Origin of the sequence: Streptomyces sp. CA-294286 (assembly GCF_050947155.1) — a bacterium.
In the GTDB taxonomy this organism is placed as follows: Bacteria; Actinomycetota; Actinomycetes; order Streptomycetales; family Streptomycetaceae; genus Streptomyces.
The window spans coordinates 3,575,483-3,595,817 of the sequence record NZ_CP192005.1 but is presented as its reverse complement, the minus strand read 5'-3'; the positions used below and the strand labels follow the sequence as shown (position 1 = coordinate 3,595,817).

The following is a 20,335-nucleotide window of genomic DNA, read 5'->3' as shown; positions in this document are numbered from 1 at the left end:
TCAGGTCCTTGCTGGGACGGGGGAGGTGACTGGCCGCAGGTTTCCGTGCACATGCACCAGGCTGTCGCCCGGCATCCCGTGCTCCACGTGCTCCACGGCGCCCACCAGCAGGTGGTGGTCACCGAGTTGGACCTGGTGGTACCGGGAACAGACGAGCCGGCTCAGGCAGTCGTCGAGGAGCGGCACCCCCTGCGGCCCGTGGTGCCAGGTGGTGGGCGGGGCGAACCGGTCGACGTCGGGCGCAGCGAAGCGACGGGCGAGGTCCGTCTGGTGCGCGCCGAGCACCTGTACGCCGAACCACTCGCACTCCTTGAGCCGGGCCAGGGTGTTCGAGGTCTCGGCGAGCGCGACGGAGATCAGGGCCGGCGCGGCACTGACGGAGGTGAACGACGTGACGGTCACCCCGACGGGGCCGTCGGACCCGAGGGCGGTCAGTACCGCGACTCCCGAGGCATGCGCACGCAGGACGGACCGCAGCGCCGACGCGTCGACGCTCACGCCTTCGCTCCCGGCACGGACGGGAAGTCGGGCCTCGGCAGCCCGAGGTTGTCCCGGAGCGTGGTCCCCTCGTACTCGGTGCGTACGAGCCCGCGCCGCTGGAGCTCGGGGACGAGGAGGTCGACGATGGCGTCCAGACCGTCGGGGTGGAAATCGGGCATGATGTTGAAGCCGTCGGCGGCCTCGTTGACGAACCAGTCCTCCAGTTCGTCCGCGATGGACTCGGCCGTGCCGAGCAGGAAGCGGTGTCCCCGTCCGGCCGCGACGGCCAGATACAGCTCACGGATGGTCAGGCCCTGCCTTCTGGCCTGTTCGTAGATCACCTGCTGCTTGCTGGTACTACCCTCGACGGCGGGCAGTTCGGGCAGCGGTCCGTCGAGCGGGTACCCGGAGATGTCGATCATGCCGAGCTGGTACGAGAGCATCCCCAGGCCGACGACCGGGTCGACCAGCGACTGGAGGGTGGCGTACTTGTCCTCGGCCTCCGCCCGCGTGCGGCCCACGACGATGAACGCACCCGGCAGGATCTTCACGTCGTCCGGATCGCGGCCGTAGTCGGCTATCTGCTTCTTCAGTCCGCGGTAGTAGGTCTGCGCCTGGTCCAGGGTCTGCTGCACCGTGAAGACGACCTCTGCCCAGCGGGCGGCGAAGTCCTGGCCGTCCGGCGACGAGCCGGCCTGCACGATCACCGGGTGTCCCTGGGGCGGGCGGCCCACGTTGAGCGGTCCCTGTACGGAGAAGTGCTCGCCCCTGTGCCCGAGGATGTGGAGCTTGTCCGGGTCGAAGAAGCGGCCCGACTCCTTGTCGTAGAGGAAGGCGTCGTCCTCCCAGCTGTCCCACAGGCCGGTGACGACCTCCATGAACTCCCGGGCACGGTGGTAGCGCGCGGCGTGCTCCGGCTGCTTGTCCAGGTTGTAGTTGCGTGCCTCGGCGTCGGTCGCCGAGGTGACGACGTTCCAGCCGGAGCGGCCCGCGCTGAGGTGGTCGAGCGAAGCGAACTGGCGGGCGACGGTGAACGGCTCGTTGTACGTCGTGGAAGCGGTCGCGGTGAGGCCGATGTGCTCGGTGTGCACGGCGAGCGCGGAGAGCAGTGTCATGGGCTCGAAGTGCACCATGCGGCCCTGACGGCTCAGTTCGTCGGCGTCCTTGTACTTGGTGCGTACTCCGGCTCCGTCGGACAGGAAGATCATGTCGAACCTGCCGCGTTCGGCGGTCTGGACCAACGAGCGGTAGTAGTCGAAGTCGAGTCCGCCGTCGGGACGGGCGTGGGGGTGCCGCCAGGCGGCGACGTGGTGCCCCGGCGCGGGAAGGAAGGCGCCGAGCTTCATCATGCGGCGGTGCGGGCTCACCGGGTGGTCTCCAAGGGGCGTGTGACGGGAAGGTCGGGTGGGCGGAGGGGGGTCAGCCGAGTCGCCGTACGGGAGCACCGGCCAGGAACGCCTGGATGTCCTCGACGGCCTGGCCGTAATAGGTGCGGTAGTTGCTCTGCGACACGTAGCCGAGGTGCGGGGTGGCCAGGAGCCGGGGCGCGGTGCGCAGGGGATGGCCCGCGGGCAGGGGTTCGACGTCGAACACGTCGACCCCGGCTCCGGCGATCCGCCCCTCGTGGAGCACGGCGAGCAGGGCGTCCTGGTCGACGAGGTCCGCCCGCGAGGTGTTCACCAGGTAGGCCGTCGGCTTGAGCAGGGCCAGCTCGGGCGCGCCGAGCAGCCCGCGGGTCCGATCGCTCAGCACCAGGTGGACGGAGACGAAGTCGCTGGTGGAAAGGAGGTCCTCCTTGGAGGCGGCCAACCGGACACCGACCTCGTCGGCGCGCTCCTCGGTGAGGTTCTGGCTCCACGCGACCACCTCCATGCCGAAGGCGAGGCCCACCTGGGCCACCCGGCTGCCGATCTTCCCCAAACCGAGCAGACCCAGCCGCCGACCGTGCAGGTCGGCGCCCACCGTGGACTGCCAGGGACCGTTCGTCCGCAGCGCCTCGTTCTCGGTGACGATGCCGCGGGCGAGTCCGAGCAGCAGCGCCCACGTCAGCTCGACGGGCGGGGTCGACGTGCTTGCCGTACCGCACACGACCACTCCGTTGCGCTCGGCGGCCGCGTAGTCGATCACCGAGTTGCGCATCCCGGAGGCGACGAGCAGTTTGAGCCGGGGAAGCCGGTCGAGCAGGGAGGCGTGGAAGGGGACGCGCTCCCTCAGGGTCACCACCATGTCGAAGTTCTCCAGCGCGGAGACCAGTTCGTTCTCGGTGGCGAAGTGCTCGGTGAAACCGACGACCTCCACGCGTTCCTGGACGGGGCTCCAGTCGGCCACGCGGGTGGCGATGTTCTGGAAGTCGTTGAGCACGGCGCAGCGAAGCCGCATGTCAGACCTTTCCGTGGTGTCCGTGGTGTCCGTGGACGGGGGTGGCCCCGATACCGGGCGCCACGGGCAGAGTGAGGGCGCCGCGGTCGACGCGTACGCCGGTGAAGGGGTCGTCGAGCAGGCCGACGGGCCCGTCCAGGTCGAGGTGGTCGGCGAGACCGGAGAGCTGCGCCATGGCAGTCGTGCCGAGGGCGCTCTCCACCTTGCAGCCGAGCATGGTCCGCAGACCGCAGGCACGGGCGAGCGCGAGCATCTCCTGCGCACGCGCCAGACCGCCGCACCGGGCCAGCTTGATGTTGATGCCGCTCACGCGACCGCGCAGCCGCAGCACGTCCTCGGGTCCGACGCAGTCCTCGTCGGCGAAGACGGGGACCGGGGAACGTTCGTGCACGTACTGGAGTTCGTCGAGTGCGCCGGGGGCGACGGGCTGCTCCAGCAGCTCCACGCCGTGCCGGTGCAGCTCCGCGGCGACCGAGAGGGCCCGGTCGGGGGACCAGGAGCCGTTGGCGTCGACGCGGATGCGGCCGTCGTAGACCGAGCGCAGCACCGCGACGCGGCTGCCGTCGTCCTGGGGGGTGAGCTTGAGCTTGAGGACGGGCCAGTCGGCCAACCGCCGCCCCTGCCGCACGAGTTCGTCGTCCGGACACGCGCCGATGGACAGTGCGGTGGGTTCGACGGGCAGGCCGTCGAGGCCGAGAAGGCGGTGCAGGGGCTGCCCGGTCGCCTTGCCGAGCAGGTCGTGCAGTGCCATGTCGACGGCGGACCGGGTCGCGGGGCCGACGCACCTGAGCCGGTCGAGCGCACTGCGCAGTGCGAACGGCGAGGCGCCGGCCAGCAGCGGTACGCAGGCGTCCAGCTCCGCGGGGTCGGCGCCGCGTGCGGTCCCGAGTCCCCGCAGCCCCTGCCAGGTCGTCTCGACGACGCGCTGGCGCACTTCGGTGGTGACGCCGGTGTTGCTGACGAACGGCTCCTTGAGGGCGATGACGTATTCGCGGTGGGTGAGCCTCATCCCAGTACCTCCTCGAAGGCGGCGACGGCACCGCACGCCTGCCGGAAGGTCAGCTCGCGGAAGCCCTCGGGCTCGGTCGGCACGGCGGGCTCGCGCAGAGTGTCGTCGGCGGGCACGCCGCTACCGCTCCTGAACCGGCCGCGCAGGTACTCCGAGAGCCGGTCACGGTTTCCGTCCAGCCAGGTGAGCGTCGTCTCGTAGGCGGCGTCGGGACGCGCCGCCCGCACCTCTCGGAACAGCTCCGCCACGATTTCGGCGTCGTACGGCGACGTGCTCGGCGGGCAGAGCATGAAGACCTGGGCGGGCAGCAGCACGAAGGCCACCGGGTTCGCCGCGTCGAAGTGCCGGACCAGCGGGTCGGTGAGGGCGCGCAGGGAACGCACCGTGGAACGCCGGGACAGGTAGCCGCCGCGCCGCGGCGGGCAGCCGGCCATGGCCCGTGCGCCCCAGTGGAGGTGGGTGATGAACGGGCTCTCGGGGGGACCGGCCGGGGCGTCGGGATGGTGCATGTCGAGCAGCGCGAACAACACGTTGGTGAGCTGGAGCGACATGACCGGCAGGACCGGCGGCAACGCGGGCAGCCGCGCGAAGAACTCCGCCGGCTCCACCAGCGCGTGCACCGTGAGCATGACCGCCTCGGCGAGGGCACGGGCCGACGGATAGCGGTGGCCGTCGAGCACATAGCCGGCGCCGTCCGGTCGCAGGTCGCAGCGGCGCACCTCGCCGTCCAGGCGCACGGCCTGACTGATCAGCTCGGCGAACGCCTGGTTGCGGCCCTGCTGGGCCGCCTGCTCCAAGAGCAGGGTGAGCATGTCGGTGACCAGCGGGGCGTTGTCGGTGAGGGCGGCGGCCCACTGCCGGAAGCGGTAGCCGGGCAGGGCCAGCATCCGCTGCCAGTGCAGGTCGACCAGGGGAACCAGTTGCCCGTCCACCTCCGCCTGCACCAGGGGGCAGAAGAGCGGCTTGGCACGGTCGCGGCGGACGAAGCGGACGCCGTTCCACGTGTGCAGCGGCAGGGTGTGCCGCTTGCCCCCGTCGATGAGCGATCCGGGCTGGTACGCCTCGTCGCCGCCCTCGGTGTCGGCCTCGGTGCGGGTGAAGCCGTAGATCAGCGGGTAGCCGTGACCACCGCCGCAGACGGCGGTGTTGAAGTCCATCGGTCCGGAGCGGCCGGCCGCGATGTCCTCCCAGTTGCCCAGGTGACCGGTGCGCGGCGGCAGCAGCGTCGGGTCGGCGTCCAGGGCGTCGAGGAGTGCGCCGATGGGCACGTCGTGGGTGCCGACGTGCACCGGGACGAAGGTCTTCGCCCCGGCGGTGAGAGCGTCGGCGCCGGCCGCCCGACGGAGACCGAGCCGGTCGAGAACATGCGTCATGAGGAGGTGGCCTCCTCCGCGCGCATCCGCCGCAACAGGTACGGCAGGGTGCCGCCGGCCAGCAGGACGTCCCACTCCCCCGCCGACTGCACATCGGCGTGTGCGGTGAAGTCCAGGCCGTCGGCCGTGACCCGCACTTCCGCGGTCTCCCGGACCCGGCCGAGGTCCAGCGCGAACTCCTCACGGCCGGTCAGGCCGAGGTCGGCCCAGCCGTGTCCGGCGGGCAGCAGCAGCGGCAGGATGCCCATGGCGCACAGGTTGGCGCGGTGGATGCGCTCGAAGCTCTCCGCGAGGACGGCCCGGACGCCCAGCAGCCAGGGGCCCTTGGCCGCCCAGTCGCGGGAGGACCCCATGCCGTAACTGCGACCGGCCAGCACGATCAGCGGGGTGCCGGTTTCGGCGTAGCGCGTGGCGGCGTCGAAGACGGGCAGCACCGGACCGCTCGGCAGGTGCTGCGTCCTTCCGCCGCTCTCGCTCTCGCCGATCAGCAGGTTGCGCAGCCTCGGGTTGCTGAAGGTGCCGCGGGCCATCACCTCGTGATTGCCGCGGCGCGAACCGTAGGAGTTGAAGTCGCGGACGCCCCGCTCGACGAGGTAGCGCCCGGCCGGCGAGTCCGCCGGGATGGCGCCGACGGGTGAGATGTGGTCGGTGCTGATGTCGTCGCCGAGCGCGAGCAGGGCACGGGCCCCGGTCAGCGAGCCGAGGCCGGGCCCCGGTTCGACGTAGGCGGGGGGCCGGATGTACGTGGAGGTCTCGTCCCAGGCGTACACCTCGCTGTCCGGCACGCCGATGGCCTCCCAGGCGCGGCCGGGCGCCTCCTGGTGGGCGAACACCTCGGGGGTGACGAACTGCTCCTCCAGTTGCCTCAGTTCGCCGTTGTGCGGCCACAGATCGCGCAGGTGGACGGGTCGGCCGTCGGCGTCCGTGCCGAGCGGCTGGTTCTCCACGTCGGCGCGAACGCTGCCGACCAGGGCCAGGGCCACCACCAGGGCCGGGGAGGCGAGGTAGCCGGCGCGGACCTGGCTGTGCACGCGGGACTCGAAGTTGCGGTTGCCGCTGAGCACGGCGGCGACCGTGAGGCCCGCCTCGTCGACGGCCTCGCCGACCCCGGTGTTGAGCGGCCCGCTGCCGCCGTTGCAGGTCATGCAACCGTAGCCGGTGACGTGGAAACCCAGTGTCTCCAGATCGGCGAGCAGCCCGGAGTCCGCCAGGTAGCGCGTGACGGCGCGGGAGCCGGGCGAGAGGCTGGTCTTGACGTGCGCGGGCACCTTCAGGCCGCGCTCGACCGCGCGCCGGGCGAGCAGCCCGGCGGCCAGCATCGCCTTCGGGTTGGAGGTGCTGGTGCAGGACGTGATGGCCGCGATGACCAGGTCGCCGTCGGAGACGCCCGCCTCGGTGCGGATCCTGCCGGGGTGCAGCGCCGCGAAGGAGGCGGGCAGCTCACCGAGGGAGATGCGCTGGTCGGGGCGGCTCGGGCCGGCGATGCTCGGGCCGACCTCACCGAGGTCGAAGTCGATGGTCCGCCCGAAGACGGGCTCGGCGCCCCCGCGCAGCATCCCCTGGCGCAGGCAGTAGTCCCGTGCCCGGGACACCACGGCTTCCGTGCGCCCCGTACGGCGGAGGTAGTCCAGGGTCTCCTCGTCCACCGGGAAGAACGCGGACATGGCGCCGTACTCGGGAGCCATGTTGGCGATGGTGCAGCGGTCGGGCGCGCTGAGCTCGTCGACGCCCGGACCGGTGAACTCCAGCATCAGGGCCCGCACGTTCTCCTCGCGGAGCCGGCGGGTCAGGGCGAGCACCACGTCGGTGGGCGAGGTGCCGGGGCTCACCGCGCCGGTGAGGCGGACGCCGACGATCGGGGGGATGCGGATCGGCTGGGCGAGGCCCAGCATCTGCGCCTCCGCCTCCAGGCCGCCGACGCCCCAGCCCAGCACGCCGAGGCCGTTGACCATGGTGGTGTGGCTGTCGGTGCCGAGTACGGTGTCGGGGAACAGGGTGCCGTCCGGGCCCTCGCCGACGACGGTGGCGAGCTGCTCCAGGTTGACCTGGTGGACGATGCCGCGGCCGGGCGGAATGACGCGCAGCCCGTCGAACGAGGCCTCGGCCCACTTGAGGAGCGCGTAGCGCTCGCGGTTGCGGGACATCTCCAGCGCCTCGTTGAGACCCAGCGCGTCCGGACGGCCCGCCCAGTCGGTCTGTACCGAGTGGTCGACGACGACGTCGATGGGCAGCGCGGGGTTGACCCGGCCCGGCTCGGCGACGCGGTCGCGCAGGACGGCGAGGTCGACGAGCAGCGGGATGCCGGTGTAGTCCTGCACGAGAATGCGGGCGGGACGGAACGGCATCTCCACGTCGGGGTCCTCGCCCTGTGCGAGGCGCTTGCCGAGGGTGGCTGCCCGCGGCCGGTCGCCGCCGCGCAGCAGCGATTCGAGCAGAACGCGCCCGGTGAACGGGACGGCGCCGAGGTCGAAGCCCTGCTCCGCGGCGAAGTCGGGCAGCGAGAGCGTCGCAGGTGTCGCAGGGCTCATCGGTCGTCCGCCTTCCGGTAGGTCCGCCCGTGCGGGCCGACGTAGCCGAGCAGCGGCCGGATCAGCACGTTGTTGGACTGCTGCTCAAGCGCCTGGGCGACCCAGCCGGGGGCGCGGCCGACCACGAAGAGCGGCACCGCCAGGTCGTCCGGCAGGCCGAGGAGCCGGTAGGCGAGCCCGGCGTACAGGTCCACGTTGGCGGCGACGCCGTGCCGGTTGTACGGGCGCATGGCTGCGGCCACGGCGTCGAGGACGTCGAGCCCCGTGCTGTCGCCACGCTCCTCGCTCAGCTCGACGACCGAGGCGCGCAGATGACGTACCCGGGGGTCCTCGGTGCGGTAGACGCGGTGGCCGAAGCCCATCACGGGCTCGCCCCGGGCCTGTAGCGCCGCGACGTGGTCGGCGGCGTTCTCCGGGGAGCCGACCCGGTCGACCAGGCCGACGACGCGCTCGGCGGCCCCGCCGTGCACGGAGCCCGCGAAGGCCGCGACCGCGGCGGTGAGGGCCGCCGTCATGCCCGCACGGCAGCCGATGGCGACGCGGGCGGCGAACGCGGAGGCGTTGGAACCGTGGTCGGCGTGCACGATGAAGCCCTTGTCGATGACCCGCACCGCGGCCGGCGAGGGCCGTTCACCGAGCAGCACGGTGAGGAACGCCTCGGCGTGCGTGGCGTCCTCGGCCGGCCGCACCGGCTCGCGGCCACTGCGGAACGCGTGGTGGGCGGCGACGATCATCGGTATGCGGGCGATCAGCGAGATGCCGGTCTCGCGTGCCTCGGCATGGCTCTCGTCGGTGCCGGGCGTCCGCCGCGGACCGAACGCACCGAGCGCCGAGATGCACGTGCGCAGTACTTCCATGGGGTGCGCGTGCGCGAGTGAACGGACGAGGTCCAGGACGGGGGCGGGCAGCGCACGGGCGGCGCTCAGCTGCTTCTCGAAGTGCCGCAGGGCGGCGGCGTCCGGCAGTTCACCGTGCACCAGCAGGTGGGCGACCTCCTCGAAGGACGCCTGCTCGGCCAGGTCGTGGATGCTGTAGCCGCGGTATTCGAGGACGCCCTCGGCGCCGTCGATGTGCGTGATGGCGGTCTGGTCGAAGGTGACGCCCTCCAGGCCGCGGTGCACGGTACGGCGCTCGTCCCGATCGGCGGCGGCCGTGGCCGTGCCTGCCTGCCCGGGGGCCCGCGGGGCGCCCCGGCCGGCGGCGAACTCACGGATGGCGGCCACCGAACGGAGCTCCAGCATCAGGTCGTCGTCGACCTCGACGCCGTACTCCTGCTCGATGGCGACCATCAGCGAGACATGGCCGAGCGAGTCCCATTCCCTGATCGACTGGTATTCGAGCCCGTCCGTGACGCGGTCCCCGGCGATGCCGAGGGTACGGGCGATGAGCTGGTCGGCGTTGCTCACGATTCACTTTCTTCGGTTGGGGTCAGAGACCTTCGTCGAGCCTGCTGCGCAGCGCACCGCGGTCGATCTTGCCGTTGCCGTTGACCGGCATGTCGTCGACGACGCGCACGGAGGTCGGCGTCATGTAGCCGGGCAACGCCGCGGCACAGGCCTCGGCCAGCACGGCCGGGGCGACGGCGCCGGAGACGACGGCGGTGAGGGTGTCGGGATCGGGCCACAGCAGGGCGACTGCCTCCACAGCGCCCGCGCGTCGCAGCACGGCCTCTATCTCGCCCAGTTCGACGCGGTGGCCGCCGACCTTGACCTGCTGGTCGTCGCGGCCGAGGCAGACGTACTCGCCGTCCTGCAGCCGTACCAGGTCCCCGGTGCGGTAGTAGGTGCGGCCCTGGTGCACGAAGTACCGTTCGGCGGTGATCTCGGGGGCCCGCCAGTAGCCGGGCGTGGTCTGCGGTCCCGCCATGCAGAACTCCCCGGTCTCCCCGTCCGGTACGGGGTTCAGCCGGGCGTCCACCACCAGGGGTTGCAGGCCGGGGTAGGGGCGGCCGATCGGCACGTTGTCGTGCACGCAGGCCGCGGGGCTGGTCGCCGGGTCCCAGCGGTGCACCGTGCAGGCGATGGTGAGCTCGGTCGGCCCGTACAGGTTCTCCACCACGGACTGCGGAGCGGCGGCCTGCCATGCCTCGGCGGTGGCGCGGGGCAGCGCCTCACCGCAGAACAGGCTCCAGCGCAGTGAGGGCATGGTGCCGGGCCTGAGCACGCCGCGCTTGCGCAGTACGGCGGCCACGGAGGGCACGGAGAACCACACCGTGATCCCGTTGCGCTCCAGGTACTTGAAGGGCGCCAGGAGTTCGATGGACTCCATCGAGCAGAGCCGCGCGCCGTTCTCCCATGCCATGAACAGGTCGAAGACGGACAGGTCGAAGGTCTGGTCGAAGGTCTGGGTGACCCGGTCGTCGGGGGTGAGCCGGTAACGCTCCTGGTTGGCGTCGAGGAACGCCCGCACGTTGCCGTGGGTGACCGGCACGCCCTTGGGGACGCCGGTGCTGCCCGAGGTGAACAGCAGGTAGGCGAGGTCGTCGGGCGACACCTCCGGCAGCTGTTCCAGCGGCGCGGCCACGGCCAGGTCCATGGCGTCCAGCACCCGTACGCCCGGGAGGTCTCCCGCCTGGCTGCGTACGACGTCGGGCAGCAGCACGACCGGCTTGCGCGGCAGGTCCCGCAGCAGCGCGGCGAGGCCGGGCAACGAGGCCGCGTCGACGATCAGCGCGTCGACGTCGGCGCGCTCCAGCATGGAGCGGGTGCGCGTGTCCGGGAACTTCCGGTTCAGCGGTACGAAGGCGGCGCCCGCGCACAGCGCGGCGACGACCCCCAGGTAGGAGGCCTCGCTGCGGTGGGCGAACACGCCGACCCGGCGAGGACGGCCGCCGACCGCCTCGACCAGCAGAGCAGCCCACCGGCGCGCGGTGGCCGCGGCCTCTCCGTAGGAATAGTCGCGGCGGCCGATGGTCAGAGCAACGCGGTCGGGCAGGACGCGCGCGTGGTGGAGGAGACCGGCGCCCAGGCGCACGTTCAGTGCTGTGGTCATGTCGATCCGAACTCATCGATGACTGGACTCCGACGACGCTAGTCACGGCGTTTCCCGGTGGCTCTATTGCGCGCGCTGAACCTCTAAACGCTCTTAACCCGAGAAAAAGGCGTTCTGCTCGTTTGCCCCTCGGCGAGGGGCTGTTGGCCCCGGCGGAGACGGAGCATCACCGGGGGCAGGAAACGCAACAGCGACGTACTCCCGGTGGTGTCCGGGCGTACGTCGCTGAAGAGGGGTCCGCCGGAGCGGACCGGAGCGCGGGGTCGGTCAGCCGCTGAAGCCCTGGTCGCTCAGCGCCTTCTCGATGCGGGCGCGGTGGTTCTCCTCCCAGGCGTCGAGGGACTGCTCGGCCTCCTTGGCGAGCTTCGCGCGGGCGGCCACGAGGATCTCCTCCCGGCGGGCGGCGGGGGTGACGACGACGCCCTCCTCGTCGGCGACCACGATGTCGCCGGGGTGCACCAGCACACCGCCGACGCGGGCGGGTTCACCGTGCGCGCCGATCTTCTCCTTGGTGCCGGGGATGGGGATGACGCCGCGCGAGAAGACCGGGAACCCGGCCTCGCGCACCTCGCCGAGGTCGCGGATGACGCCGTCGACCACGAAGGCCGCGATGCCCCGGCGTTGGGCGACGGCGCACACGTTGCCGCCGGCCAGTGCGTAGTCCACGTCGCCCGACTCCACGACGACGACCGAGCCCGGCTCGGCGCGGTAGATCGCGGCGTGCAGCATCAGGTTGTCGCCGGGCTCGCACCGCGCCGTGTACGCGGGTCCGGCGATCCGCGGCGAGTTCCACAGCGGGCGGATGCCGATGTCCATGACCTGCTCGCGGCCCAGCAGGTCGGCGAGGGTGGTGGTAGGAACGTCCTGGTATGTGTGGTCCATTGCTTCCTCTGCTCCGGTGTTGCGGTGGTCGTGATCCAGTGTGTCGGTCAGCGCCGGGCTGCCGCGTCCTTCTCCGGGCTGTAGAAGTGCCGGCCCCACGATGCGCCGCCGTCGGAGGTCGACAGCACGGTGCCTTCGTCGCCGACGATCCACGACTCGCGCTCGGAGAGGACCTGCACGTTCCACAGGGACATCCCCGTGCCCGTGGTGCCGACCTGCCAGGTGGCGCCGCCGTCGTACGAGGTCATGACGGTGTCGCTGCGGCCGACCGCGCAGCCGAACCGGCCGTCGGGTGAGAAGTGCACGGCGGTGAAGTTCTGCCGGGTCGGGCTCTCGCGCCGCTCCCAGGTACGGCCGCCGTCCCCGGTGCGCAGGACGGTGCCGCGGTGGCCGACGGCCCACGCCGTGACGGTGTCGACGGCGTGGATGTCGATCAGGTCGTCCTCGCCGCCGCTGTCCTGCGACTCCCAGGTGGTGCCGCCGTCCCGGGTGGCGAGGACGAGGCCGCCGGTACCGACGGCCCAGCCCGTACGATCGTCCGCGAAATCCACCGCCCACAGCGCGCAGCCGGTGTACGGGCCGGACTGGTGCACCCACGTGGTGCCGCCGTCCCGGGTGCCGAGGACGGTGCCGCGGTCGCCGACGGCCCAGCCGGTGCGGGCGTCGGGGCGCATGTGGACTTCGAGGAGGTCCCTGGTGCTGCCGCTGGGCTGCTGCTGCCAGGTGGTGCCGGAGTCGCGGGTGACCAGGACGGTGCCGGCCCGGCCGACGGCCCAGGCGGTGGCGCGGTCCACGGGAGAGACGGAGTAGAGGTTCGCCGCCGTGCCGCTGGGCTGCGGCGCCCAGCGGCAGCCGGCGCGGGTGGCCAGGACGGTGCCGCCGTCACCGACCGCCCAGCCGTCCCGGCCGTCGGGAAGGAGGTGGACGCCGTACAGGTTCCGGCCGGTGCTGGCGACTTGCGAGAACCAGGTCGCACCGTGGTTGTCGGTGGCGATGACGGAGCTGCCGTCGCCTGCGGCGCACACCCGGGTGCCGTCGGGCTGCGTCCACACCGCCTTCAGGTTGTCGGCGACGCCGCTGTCCTGGTGCGCCCACGTGCTGCCACCGTCCTCGGTGGCGAGGACCGTGCCGCCGTCGCCGACCGCCCAACCGTGCTCGCCGGCCTCGGTGAACGCGACGCCCCACAGGCTGACGTCGGTGCCGGTGGCCTGCGTTGCCCAGGTGGCGCCGCCGTCGTTCGTCGTGAGGAGGGTGCCGGAGCGGCCGACGACGCGTGCCCTGCCACCGGTACCCGCGTGCACGTGCGTCAGGGTGCTGTTCGTCCCGGAGTCCTGTTCCTGCCAGGTGGCGCCCGCGTCGTCGGTGGCCAGGATCACGCCCTCGGCCCCGACGGCCCAGCCCCGCTCGCCGCCGGGTGCGAAGTGGACGCTCAGCAGGGGGACTTCGGCAGGGGTGTCCACCGGGCGCCAGGTGGCGCCGGCGTCGACGGTGGCCAGGACGGTACCGGCGCCGCCGGCCGCCCAGCCGTGCTCGCCCTCGAAGTGGACGCTCAGCAGCGGCTCCGCCGTGGGAGCCCCCTGGCGGCTCCAGGACGCTCCGCCGTCGTCGGTGGCCAGGACCAGGCCGGTGTCCCCGACGGCCCACCCGCGCCGGGCGTCGGCGAGGAAGGTCACGTCCCAGAGCTGTGTGCCGGTGCCGGTGTCGCCGACCTGCCAGGTGCCGCCGCCGTCCGTGGTGACGGCGAGCACGCCTTCCCCGCCGACCACCCAGCGGGCGGCGCCCGCGCCGTGCAGGCCGACGAGATCCTTGTGGATGCCGCTGAGTTGCGGTGTCCAGGTGTCGCCGCCGTCGGGGGTGGCCAGGATGAGGCCGGAGTCGCCGACCGTCCAGCCGTGCCGGGTGTCGGGCATGAAGGCGAGCGACACCACGTCCTTGGTCGTGCCGCTGGGCTGCGGGGACCAGGTGCGCCCGCCGTCGTGGGAGGCGAGGACGATCCCGTCGTCGCCGGAGGTCCTGACCTCGCGGCCGTCCGGTGCCGCCCACAGCCCGTACAGATCGAGACCGGTGCCGCTGTCCTCTCTCGTCCAGGTGGTGCCGCCGTCCTCGGAGCGCAGGACGGTGCCCATGCGGCCGACGGCCCAGCACAGTTCGGGCGAGACCGCGAAGATGCCGCGCAGGTCGACCTCGGCGTTGCTCTGCTGGACGACCCAGGTCATGCCCGCGTCGGTGGTGGCGTGGATGCTGCCGCGCTTGCCGATGATCCACGCGGTCTTCTCGTCCCACGTGAAACAGCGCGTGAAGTGGGTGCCGTCGGAGGACTGCGGCTGCCAGGTGAGCCCACCGTCGAAGGAAGCGAGGACGGTGCCGCTGTCGCCGACGGCCCAGCCGGTGCGGCCGGCGGGCTCGAAGGAGATGCCGTACAGGTTCCGGTCCGTGCCGGTCGCCCGCTGCTCCCAGCGGCGGCCGCCGTCGGTGGTGTGCAGGATGACGCCGTCGCGACCCGCTGTCCAGCCGCGTTCGGTGTCGGCGAAGCAGACCGCGCGCAGGTCCTTGTCCGTGCTGCCCTGGGAGTGCCAGCGCAGGCCGCCGTCGTCGGTCGCGAGGATCATGCCCCCGTCGCCGACGGCCCAGCCGTGTGTTTCGTCCACCAGGCAGACACCCTGGAGGTTGACGCTCCGGGGAGCGATGGTGCAGGTCATGGGGGAAACCTCGTCGAGGTGAGGGGTCTGGTGGGCAGGCGTCCGGCCGCGCCTCAGGCAGCGGCCGGCGCTTCTTCGGCGGTGGACCGGCTGCGGGTGCCGCGGGCCACGACGGCCGGCATGGCGGCGCCCAGCACGGCGTACGACACGGCCAGGACGATCCAGCCGATCACGCCGTGGCCGATGATCAGCCAGGTCAGGACGGCGGGAGCGAACATCTTGCCGATGTCGCCGCCCATCTTGTACATGCCCTGGTACTGGCCCTGGGCATGGTTGGGCGCGAGGTCGAAGACGATGGTCCAACTGCCCGCCGCCTGCCGGATCTCGCCGAGCGCGTGCAGCAGCGCGCCCACGACGAGGAGTGCGCAGGAGGCCAGCAGCCCGGTCCCGCTGGTCGTGGCGAAGATCAGGCAGGCGGCCGCGACGCAGCCGGCGCCCTGCAGGCTCGCCCAGGACGCGGACCTGGGGTCGCCGGTGCCCCGTGCGGCCCGGGTCTGAAAGGCCACCACGAAGGCGGTGTTGACGAGCAGGATGGCCGCGCTCATCCAGCGCGGGGCGTCCGTGTGGTGGATCACCCACAGGGGCAGTACGAGGTCCAGCAGCAGGGCGTGGGTGACGAGCATCCCGTCCAGGACGGTGAACGCCAGGAACGGCTTGTCGCGCAGCACCGCGAAGGCGGTGCCGGCCGTTGCCGGCACCGGCGCCACCGGCGCCTCCTTCAGGGTGAGCAGACCGGTGGCGAGGAAGCAGAAGGCGGTGAAGACGACGGCGCCCTGGTAGCCGATCCGCTCGCCCCACACCAGGACGAGGCCCGCCAGGCAGGCTCCGATCGCCATGGTGACGTTGAGCGCGGCCCGGATGTACGCCATGACGTGCGGCCGGTCCGCACGCGGCACATTGGCCGCGATCATCGCCTTCCGTGCGTTGTTGCCGGCCCGGTAGGCCAGACCCTGGACGGACGTGACGAGCAGGTACGACCAGAAGCCCTGCACGAACACCAGCGCGACGGTCAGCGGCGCCAGCGACAGGAACGACCACAGCTGAACGGTGCGCGGCCCCGCCCGGTCGGCGAGATGACCGAGCGGGATGCTGGACACGAGGACCAGGACGGCCGCGATACCCAGGCTGATACCGAGCTGTCCCGGTGTGAGGCGGACGATCGTCACCGCGTAGATCGCGTTGATGGCCATCCACAGCCCTTGCCCCAGGCTCATCACCATGGTGATGAAGGTGAGCATCCGGGCAGGGCCGGGCGGGGGGAGAACACGAGACAGCACGGATCGGTTTCCTGTCGATCGCCGAGGATTCGTTGGGAGGCTAGGTCATGGGCGGAGCCCCGCCACCGTTGTGGGCGCAAACCGATTTGACTGCGGAAAGCCTGTTCTGCTCGTAAATCCAACGGCCGCTCCGCTGACGGGTGCCACGGCCCGACCAGGGCCGCGCGGCGGCGCGTGGAAGCCGGGGCGGGCACCCCCGCGCTCGTCGCGGCGGCGCAGGAACGGGGTCCGGCAGGTCGTGCCGCCCGGCGACCAGTTCCTGGACGCGCACCTTGGCGGCCACCATGGGCACCCGCAGCCTGCGCTCCCGCGCTTCCGCACGCGCCTGCTTGCCCGGATGCCGGGTGCCGTACCGCCGGCGCGCCCAGGGCGACCGGGGCCGGCCGAGCCGCAGCGCGCCGACGACCAGCAGCGGCGGCCAGAAGATGCCGACCAGCCCGGTCCAGGTCTTGCCCTTGAGCAGGGTGACGACAACGAGGAGGAGGGCGCCGGCCACCGCGAGGACGAAGCGCGTGACGCTCTCCTCCCGACCGGAGGCCCACCAGCCGTACGGGCCGAGCGGGCGCAACCCCATCAGCACCATGGTGCTCAGCGCGACGACGGCGAAGACCGCGTCGAGGGAGATGCGCCCGCGCTCGGTCCAGTAGACGTCCTCCAGGTGCAGGAGCAACGCGAACTCGTCGAGAACGAGCCCGGTGCCGATGCCGAACAGCACCGCGAGGGCGGTGCGCCAGACCGTCATCCCGTCCGGCACGACGAACCCCGCGACGCCCGCGGTCACCATGAAGACCACGCCGAAGACCACGTGGTGGACATGGAGACCGCCCAGCCGGACGTTCCCCGGCCACCAGCGCGCCTCTGCACGGATCAGCCGGACACTGACCCGGATCCCGATGAACGCGCCGAGCAGCCCGAGGAGGAAGGAGAGGAGCGGCAGCCGGCCGGAGACGACGAAGTACTGCTGGAACCACGCGTGCAGTCCACTGTCGTACGCCGCCATCACACACCGGTGTACAGGTGCTCGGGCCGCCCGCTGTCGCCGTACCGCAGGGTGAGCCGCAACTTGCCGCTCTCCGCGAGCAACTTCAGGTACCGCTGGGCGGTGGACCGGCTGATCCCCGCCAGCTCGGACACCTCCTGGGTGGACAGCTGCTGGTCGCTCCCGTGCTCCCTCACGATGCGCGAAACCAGCTCGACGGTGCGCTCCGAGTACCCCTTGGGCATGGCGTGCTCGGCCTCGGCGGTGCGCAGGGTGCCGAGCGTCCGGTCGATGCGGGCCTGGTCCATCTCCGTGGCGTCGTCGATGGTGCCGCGCAGGTGGGCGTATGCCTCCAGCCTGCTGCGCAGCCCGTCGCCGGTGAACGGCTTCACGAGATAGTGCAGGACGCCGGCGCGAAGTGCCTCGCGCACCGATTCGGACCGACGGTCGGCCGTGACCATGATGACGTCGATGTCGTGACCCAGACGCCGGAGCCGCCGGGTGAGGGACAGTCCGCTCTCGTTCGGCAGATGCTGATCGAGGAGGATCAGGTCGATGCCGCCGCGCTCGACGGCGGCGAAGGCGGGAGCGGCGCTGTGCGCGATGCCCGCGACACGGAAGCCCGGCACCGCGGACACGTAATGGGCGTTTATCTTCGCCACGTAGAAATCGTCGTCGACAACGAGCACGTTGATCATCGGTCCCCCCGATTGGTACAGAATTCTTGAGACTGCCCGGCGCCTACACGCCGGCCGGCGCCGCTGAGCGCCTTGACACCGCCTTCATTCGCACGGTGAAGACGGCACCGCCCTCCTCCCTGTCGGTGACCGCGACCGATCCGCCGCGTTCCCGTGAGATGGCCAGGACGAGCGCGAGCCCGATCCCCCGCGGCCGCCCCGACGCGGACCGTTTGGTGGTGGCCCCCCGGGTGAATATCCACTGCCGTAGGTGCGGGGCGACGCCAGGACCGTTGTCGGTCACACGCAGTTCGACGACGCCCTGTTCCTGACGGAGTGCCACCTCCACACGGGGCCCGGGGCGGCCGGTCTTCACGGCCGCGTCCATGGCGTTGTCGATGAGGTTGCCGAGAACGGTGGCGACCTCACCCGCGCCCCCGACGGAGTCGGGCAGGCAGGACCCGGGGCCGAGCCGCAGCTCCACTCCGTGTTCCGCGGCAGCCAGCAGCTTGCCTACCAGCTGGGCACGGAGCAGGGGGTCGCCGACCCGCTTGTTGATCTCGCCGATCTCGGCGAGTGGGGCGCCGGTGGAGGCGGCGAACAGTTCGGGCTGCTTCTCGGCGTACCGTGCGAGCTCCCTCAGTCCCTGCAGGGTGTGCAACGCGTTGCGCCGCTCGTGCCGCCGGACATGGGCGTCCGCGAAGTACCTGGCACCAGGCGCGTCCCACCCCGGCGCATCCATGGCCACCGGCGGGAGCGATGCAGTGGGGTCCCCCTTGTGCTGTGTGACCGACGGTCGTCTCGCGGCTCGCAACTGCGGTGTGGCCGCACGTATGTGATGAGTCATGAGGAACAGCTTCCAGTGGCCGATGCACCTGGTCAGAGCGTTCCATTGGATCCAGATCCCTTAGCACGCATCAAGACGGGAAAAGTAAAGAGATCTTCCGGCCACCCATACGAGACGATCGTCCGCCTGGGAGGACGGAAGAGACGCGTGCACCTCCGGGCGGCCCCGCCAGAGGGCCAAACATCCAGAATGCGATGTGTCCTTTACCACGCCGTGACCTCCTTCCCCAGCCTTGATCAGTGCCCGAAAGGGAACTTCATGACCGCAACGGGGCATCGCCGCGCAGACACCCAGGCTTGGGGGCGAAGGCGTCGAGCGCGGTGCAAGACGGGGCGGAGAACTTCCGGAGCCACGAGCTGCCGGACGAGCTCGAAGCGCGCCCGGGGAGCGGGAACGTCCGCGGTGGGTGCCGGCCGCTTCGGTGCTGACCGGGTTGCGGCCGACAGGTTGCCGCCGACAGGGTCGCGGCCGGCCGGTCGCGGCCGACAGGGTTGCGGCCGGCCGGTTGCTGCCGTGGGCGGACGCACCACGCCCACATGCCCTACGGCTCACGCCCGTGCCCGTGCCCGTCCGGCACAAGCTGCGCACCCCAGACCTCACGACGGGCCCCGGAAACGACGAAGTCCCGCCCGATCAACATGATCGGACGGGACTCGCGAACCGATCCTGAGCACACTCAAGAACGATCCTTGTTGTGGACCTGTGGGGATTTGAACCCCAGACCCCCTCGATGCGAACGAGGTGCGCTACCAGACTGCGCCACAGGCCCTTGCAACGAGATGAACTCTAGCACCTCCTGCGGGGTGCTTGGAAATCCGTTCCGACGCCCCTCACCTGCGGCGGGTCACTCGTTGGCGGCACGGGGGCGTTCGTCGTCATCGTCGTACTGGTCGAAGAGCGGGGTGCGGCCGCGGTCGCGGGAGCGGCGACCCGCGGAGGGGCGTCGCTCGGCCGAGGACGGGACGTCCTCGGCGGGAGGCGTCGGGTCGGCGGTGCTGGAGCGGGCGGCGCTCCAGGTGTCGGGAGCGCCGAGGTCGAGGTCGCCGTTGGCGCGCGGGGCGACGGGGGCGGTGACGTACGTGGGAAGCGGGACGGGCACCGGCTCCCAGCTCTCGCCGCGGGCGGCGCCTCGCTCGCGCTCGCGCTGCTGGTCGACCCACTCCGCGTGGTCGGTCTGCTCGACCAGAGCCCGCCGGCCGGCCTCCTGGGGGGAGACGACGGGGGCGGGCTCCGGCTCGGGGCGCTCGCCGGGCTCGGGACGACGGTACGGGTGGGCGTGCTGCTGGCGGGGGTGTCGCTGGTGCGACTGCTGGTGGGGCTGGTGCGGGTGCAGCTCGCCGGGGGCGGGCGGCGTCTGCTGCGACGGCGGTGCGGGGCGGCGGACCTGCTGGGTGCGCTGTTCGCGCAGTCGCTGGGCGGCGAGTTCGGCGCGACGGCGGTCCATGGTGAAGACGAACCGGCGCTTCTCCTGGCCGCGCAGGTGCACGATGTACGCGCTGAGGAGGACGGCCGGGACGCCGGGCGCCCAGAGGTAGGCGAGGCCGCCGACGGCGGCGACGATCGCACCGAGGGTGAACGCGGCGAAGAGCATGACGGTGGTACGCCGCCTGCGGGCGAGCACCTTGGAGCGGCGGGCCCGCTCAGCGGAGGCCGACTGCTCCCGGGCCGACTGGACGGGAACGGCTTTCTCGCGCTGCCGTTCGGGCTCGCGGGCCACCTGGTCACGCGTGGACCGGTCGCGCGCCGACTGATGCGGTGACGAGTGGTCACGCGAGGCGTGGTCGTGCGCAGGAGCGTCGCGCGCCGGCTCGGGCTCGGGTACGGACTCCCGCACGGGGGCCTTCGCGTGCTCGCGCGCGGACTGCCGACGGGCCGGGGCCGGGTGTTCGGTCCTGGCCGGGGGCGTCGCGAAGGCGCGGACGTCGACCGAATCGGTCGCCGTATCCGCACTGTTCCGGGCGTCGGGGTCGCCGGGCTCCCTACCGTCCGCACCGTCCGGGTCGCCGTGGACGTCCTCGGCGTCGCGCTGTCGGAGTTCCTTGGCGTACCGGCGCTCCATGGCCGCCCGTCCGGACAGCAGTCGGATGGCGGTGCTGAAGCGTTCCGTCGGACGGGCCTCGTTGAGTTCGTCCTGCCTGCGGAGCCACATCGGCACCAAGTAGGCGGCCCAGGCCCCGACAATGACTGCGTAGATCAGGCCGCTGCTGCTCACAC

At 71.9% G+C, this 20,335-nt stretch carries 15 protein-coding genes and 1 tRNA gene; all 16 read right to left on the bottom strand.

The features are described 5' to 3' along the window. The 16 genes from ACQPZG_RS20800 to sepX all read right to left on the bottom strand — a co-directional run bounded on the left by ACQPZG_RS20800 (window position 1) and on the right by sepX (window position 20,333). On the bottom strand, window positions 1-498 hold the full coding sequence (locus tag ACQPZG_RS20800) for a flavin reductase family protein (RefSeq protein ID WP_433547249.1): 498 nt from the start codon (window positions 496-498) through the stop codon (window positions 1-3). Next, entirely contained in the window at window positions 495-1,847 is a 1,353-nt protein-coding gene (locus ACQPZG_RS20795; protein ID WP_433547248.1) for an LLM class flavin-dependent oxidoreductase, read from the bottom strand. Before ACQPZG_RS20795 ends, ACQPZG_RS20800 begins: the two co-directional genes overlap by 4 nt. Window positions 1,848-1,899: 52 nt before the next feature. Next, window positions 1,900-2,859 carry a D-2-hydroxyacid dehydrogenase family protein gene (locus tag ACQPZG_RS20790; RefSeq protein WP_433547247.1) on the bottom strand — a complete coding sequence of 320 codons (960 nt, stop codon included), beginning with the start codon at window positions 2,857-2,859 and terminating at the stop codon, window positions 1,900-1,902. A gap of 1 nt (window position 2,860) precedes the next feature. Continuing rightward, a complete protein-coding gene (locus ACQPZG_RS20785; protein ID WP_433547246.1) occupies window positions 2,861-3,868 on the bottom strand; it encodes a mandelate racemase/muconate lactonizing enzyme family protein in 1,008 nt (335 codons plus the stop codon). Beyond that, the gene (locus ACQPZG_RS20780; protein ID WP_433547245.1) at window positions 3,865-5,241 is read right to left on the bottom strand and encodes a DUF6025 family protein; all 1,377 of its coding nucleotides are present in this window, start codon (window positions 5,239-5,241) and stop codon (window positions 3,865-3,867) included. Before ACQPZG_RS20780 ends, ACQPZG_RS20785 begins: the two co-directional genes overlap by 4 nt. After that, a complete protein-coding gene (gene acnA, locus ACQPZG_RS20775; protein WP_433547244.1) occupies window positions 5,238-7,769 on the bottom strand; it encodes an aconitate hydratase AcnA in 2,532 nt (843 codons plus the stop codon). Before acnA ends, ACQPZG_RS20780 begins: the two co-directional genes overlap by 4 nt. Then, a complete protein-coding gene (locus ACQPZG_RS20770; protein WP_433547243.1) occupies window positions 7,766-9,175 on the bottom strand; it encodes a citrate/2-methylcitrate synthase in 1,410 nt (469 codons plus the stop codon). Before ACQPZG_RS20770 ends, acnA begins: the two co-directional genes overlap by 4 nt. Window positions 9,176-9,197: 22 nt before the next feature. Next, on the bottom strand, window positions 9,198-10,760 hold the full coding sequence (locus ACQPZG_RS20765; protein ID WP_433547242.1) for an amino acid adenylation domain-containing protein: 1,563 nt from the start codon (window positions 10,758-10,760) through the stop codon (window positions 9,198-9,200). A 267-nt stretch (window positions 10,761-11,027) separates the two neighbouring features. Further along, complete coding sequence (locus ACQPZG_RS20760) at window positions 11,028-11,642, bottom strand: RraA family protein (protein ID WP_433547241.1); 615 nt, start codon at window positions 11,640-11,642, stop codon at window positions 11,028-11,030. Between the two features lie 47 nt (window positions 11,643-11,689). Further along, a complete protein-coding gene (locus ACQPZG_RS20755) occupies window positions 11,690-14,341 on the bottom strand; it encodes a YCF48-related protein (protein ID WP_433547240.1) in 2,652 nt (883 codons plus the stop codon). A 53-nt stretch (window positions 14,342-14,394) separates the two neighbouring features. Further along, entirely contained in the window at window positions 14,395-15,618 is a 1,224-nt protein-coding gene (locus ACQPZG_RS20750; protein WP_433547239.1) for an MFS transporter, read from the bottom strand. Window positions 15,619-15,658: 40 nt separating this feature from the next. Continuing rightward, a complete protein-coding gene (locus ACQPZG_RS20745) occupies window positions 15,659-16,618 on the bottom strand; it encodes a hypothetical protein (RefSeq protein WP_433547238.1) in 960 nt (319 codons plus the stop codon). Then, window positions 16,618-17,295, bottom strand: a complete 678-nt coding sequence (locus tag ACQPZG_RS20740; protein WP_433547237.1) for a response regulator — start codon at window positions 17,293-17,295, stop codon at window positions 16,618-16,620. Before ACQPZG_RS20740 ends, ACQPZG_RS20745 begins: the two co-directional genes overlap by 1 nt. A 43-nt stretch (window positions 17,296-17,338) precedes the next feature. Next, window positions 17,339-18,016, bottom strand: a complete 678-nt coding sequence (locus ACQPZG_RS20735; protein ID WP_433549481.1) for a sensor histidine kinase — start codon at window positions 18,014-18,016, stop codon at window positions 17,339-17,341. A gap of 800 nt (window positions 18,017-18,816) precedes the next feature. Further along, window positions 18,817-18,890: transfer RNA gene (locus ACQPZG_RS20730), tRNA-Ala, on the bottom strand. A gap of 75 nt (window positions 18,891-18,965) precedes the next feature. Next, window positions 18,966-20,333, bottom strand: a complete 1,368-nt coding sequence (sepX, locus tag ACQPZG_RS20725; protein WP_433547236.1) for a divisome protein SepX/GlpR — start codon at window positions 20,331-20,333, stop codon at window positions 18,966-18,968. Window positions 20,334-20,335: the final 2 nt, after the last annotated feature.

Coding starts and splice junctions, on each gene's coding strand:
- ACQPZG_RS20790 (WP_433547247.1), bottom strand. CDS start 2,859: ATGCGGCTTCGCTGCGCCGTGCTCAACGACTTCCAGAACATCGCCACC.
- ACQPZG_RS20785 (WP_433547246.1), bottom strand. CDS start 3,868: ATGAGGCTCACCCACCGCGAATACGTCATCGCCCTCAAGGAGCCGTTC.
- ACQPZG_RS20780 (WP_433547245.1), bottom strand. CDS start 5,241: ATGACGCATGTTCTCGACCGGCTCGGTCTCCGTCGGGCGGCCGGCGCC.
- acnA (WP_433547244.1), bottom strand. CDS start 7,769: ATGAGCCCTGCGACACCTGCGACGCTCTCGCTGCCCGACTTCGCCGCG.
- ACQPZG_RS20765 (WP_433547242.1), bottom strand. CDS start 10,760: ATGACCACAGCACTGAACGTGCGCCTGGGCGCCGGTCTCCTCCACCAC.
- ACQPZG_RS20760 (WP_433547241.1), bottom strand. CDS start 11,642: ATGGACCACACATACCAGGACGTTCCTACCACCACCCTCGCCGACCTG.
- ACQPZG_RS20755 (WP_433547240.1), bottom strand. CDS start 14,341: ATGACCTGCACCATCGCTCCCCGGAGCGTCAACCTCCAGGGTGTCTGC.
- ACQPZG_RS20745 (WP_433547238.1), bottom strand. CDS start 16,618: ATGGCGGCGTACGACAGTGGACTGCACGCGTGGTTCCAGCAGTACTTC.
- ACQPZG_RS20740 (WP_433547237.1), bottom strand. CDS start 17,295: ATGATCAACGTGCTCGTTGTCGACGACGATTTCTACGTGGCGAAGATA.
- ACQPZG_RS20735 (WP_433549481.1), bottom strand. CDS start 18,016: ATGGATGCGCCGGGGTGGGACGCGCCTGGTGCCAGGTACTTCGCGGAC.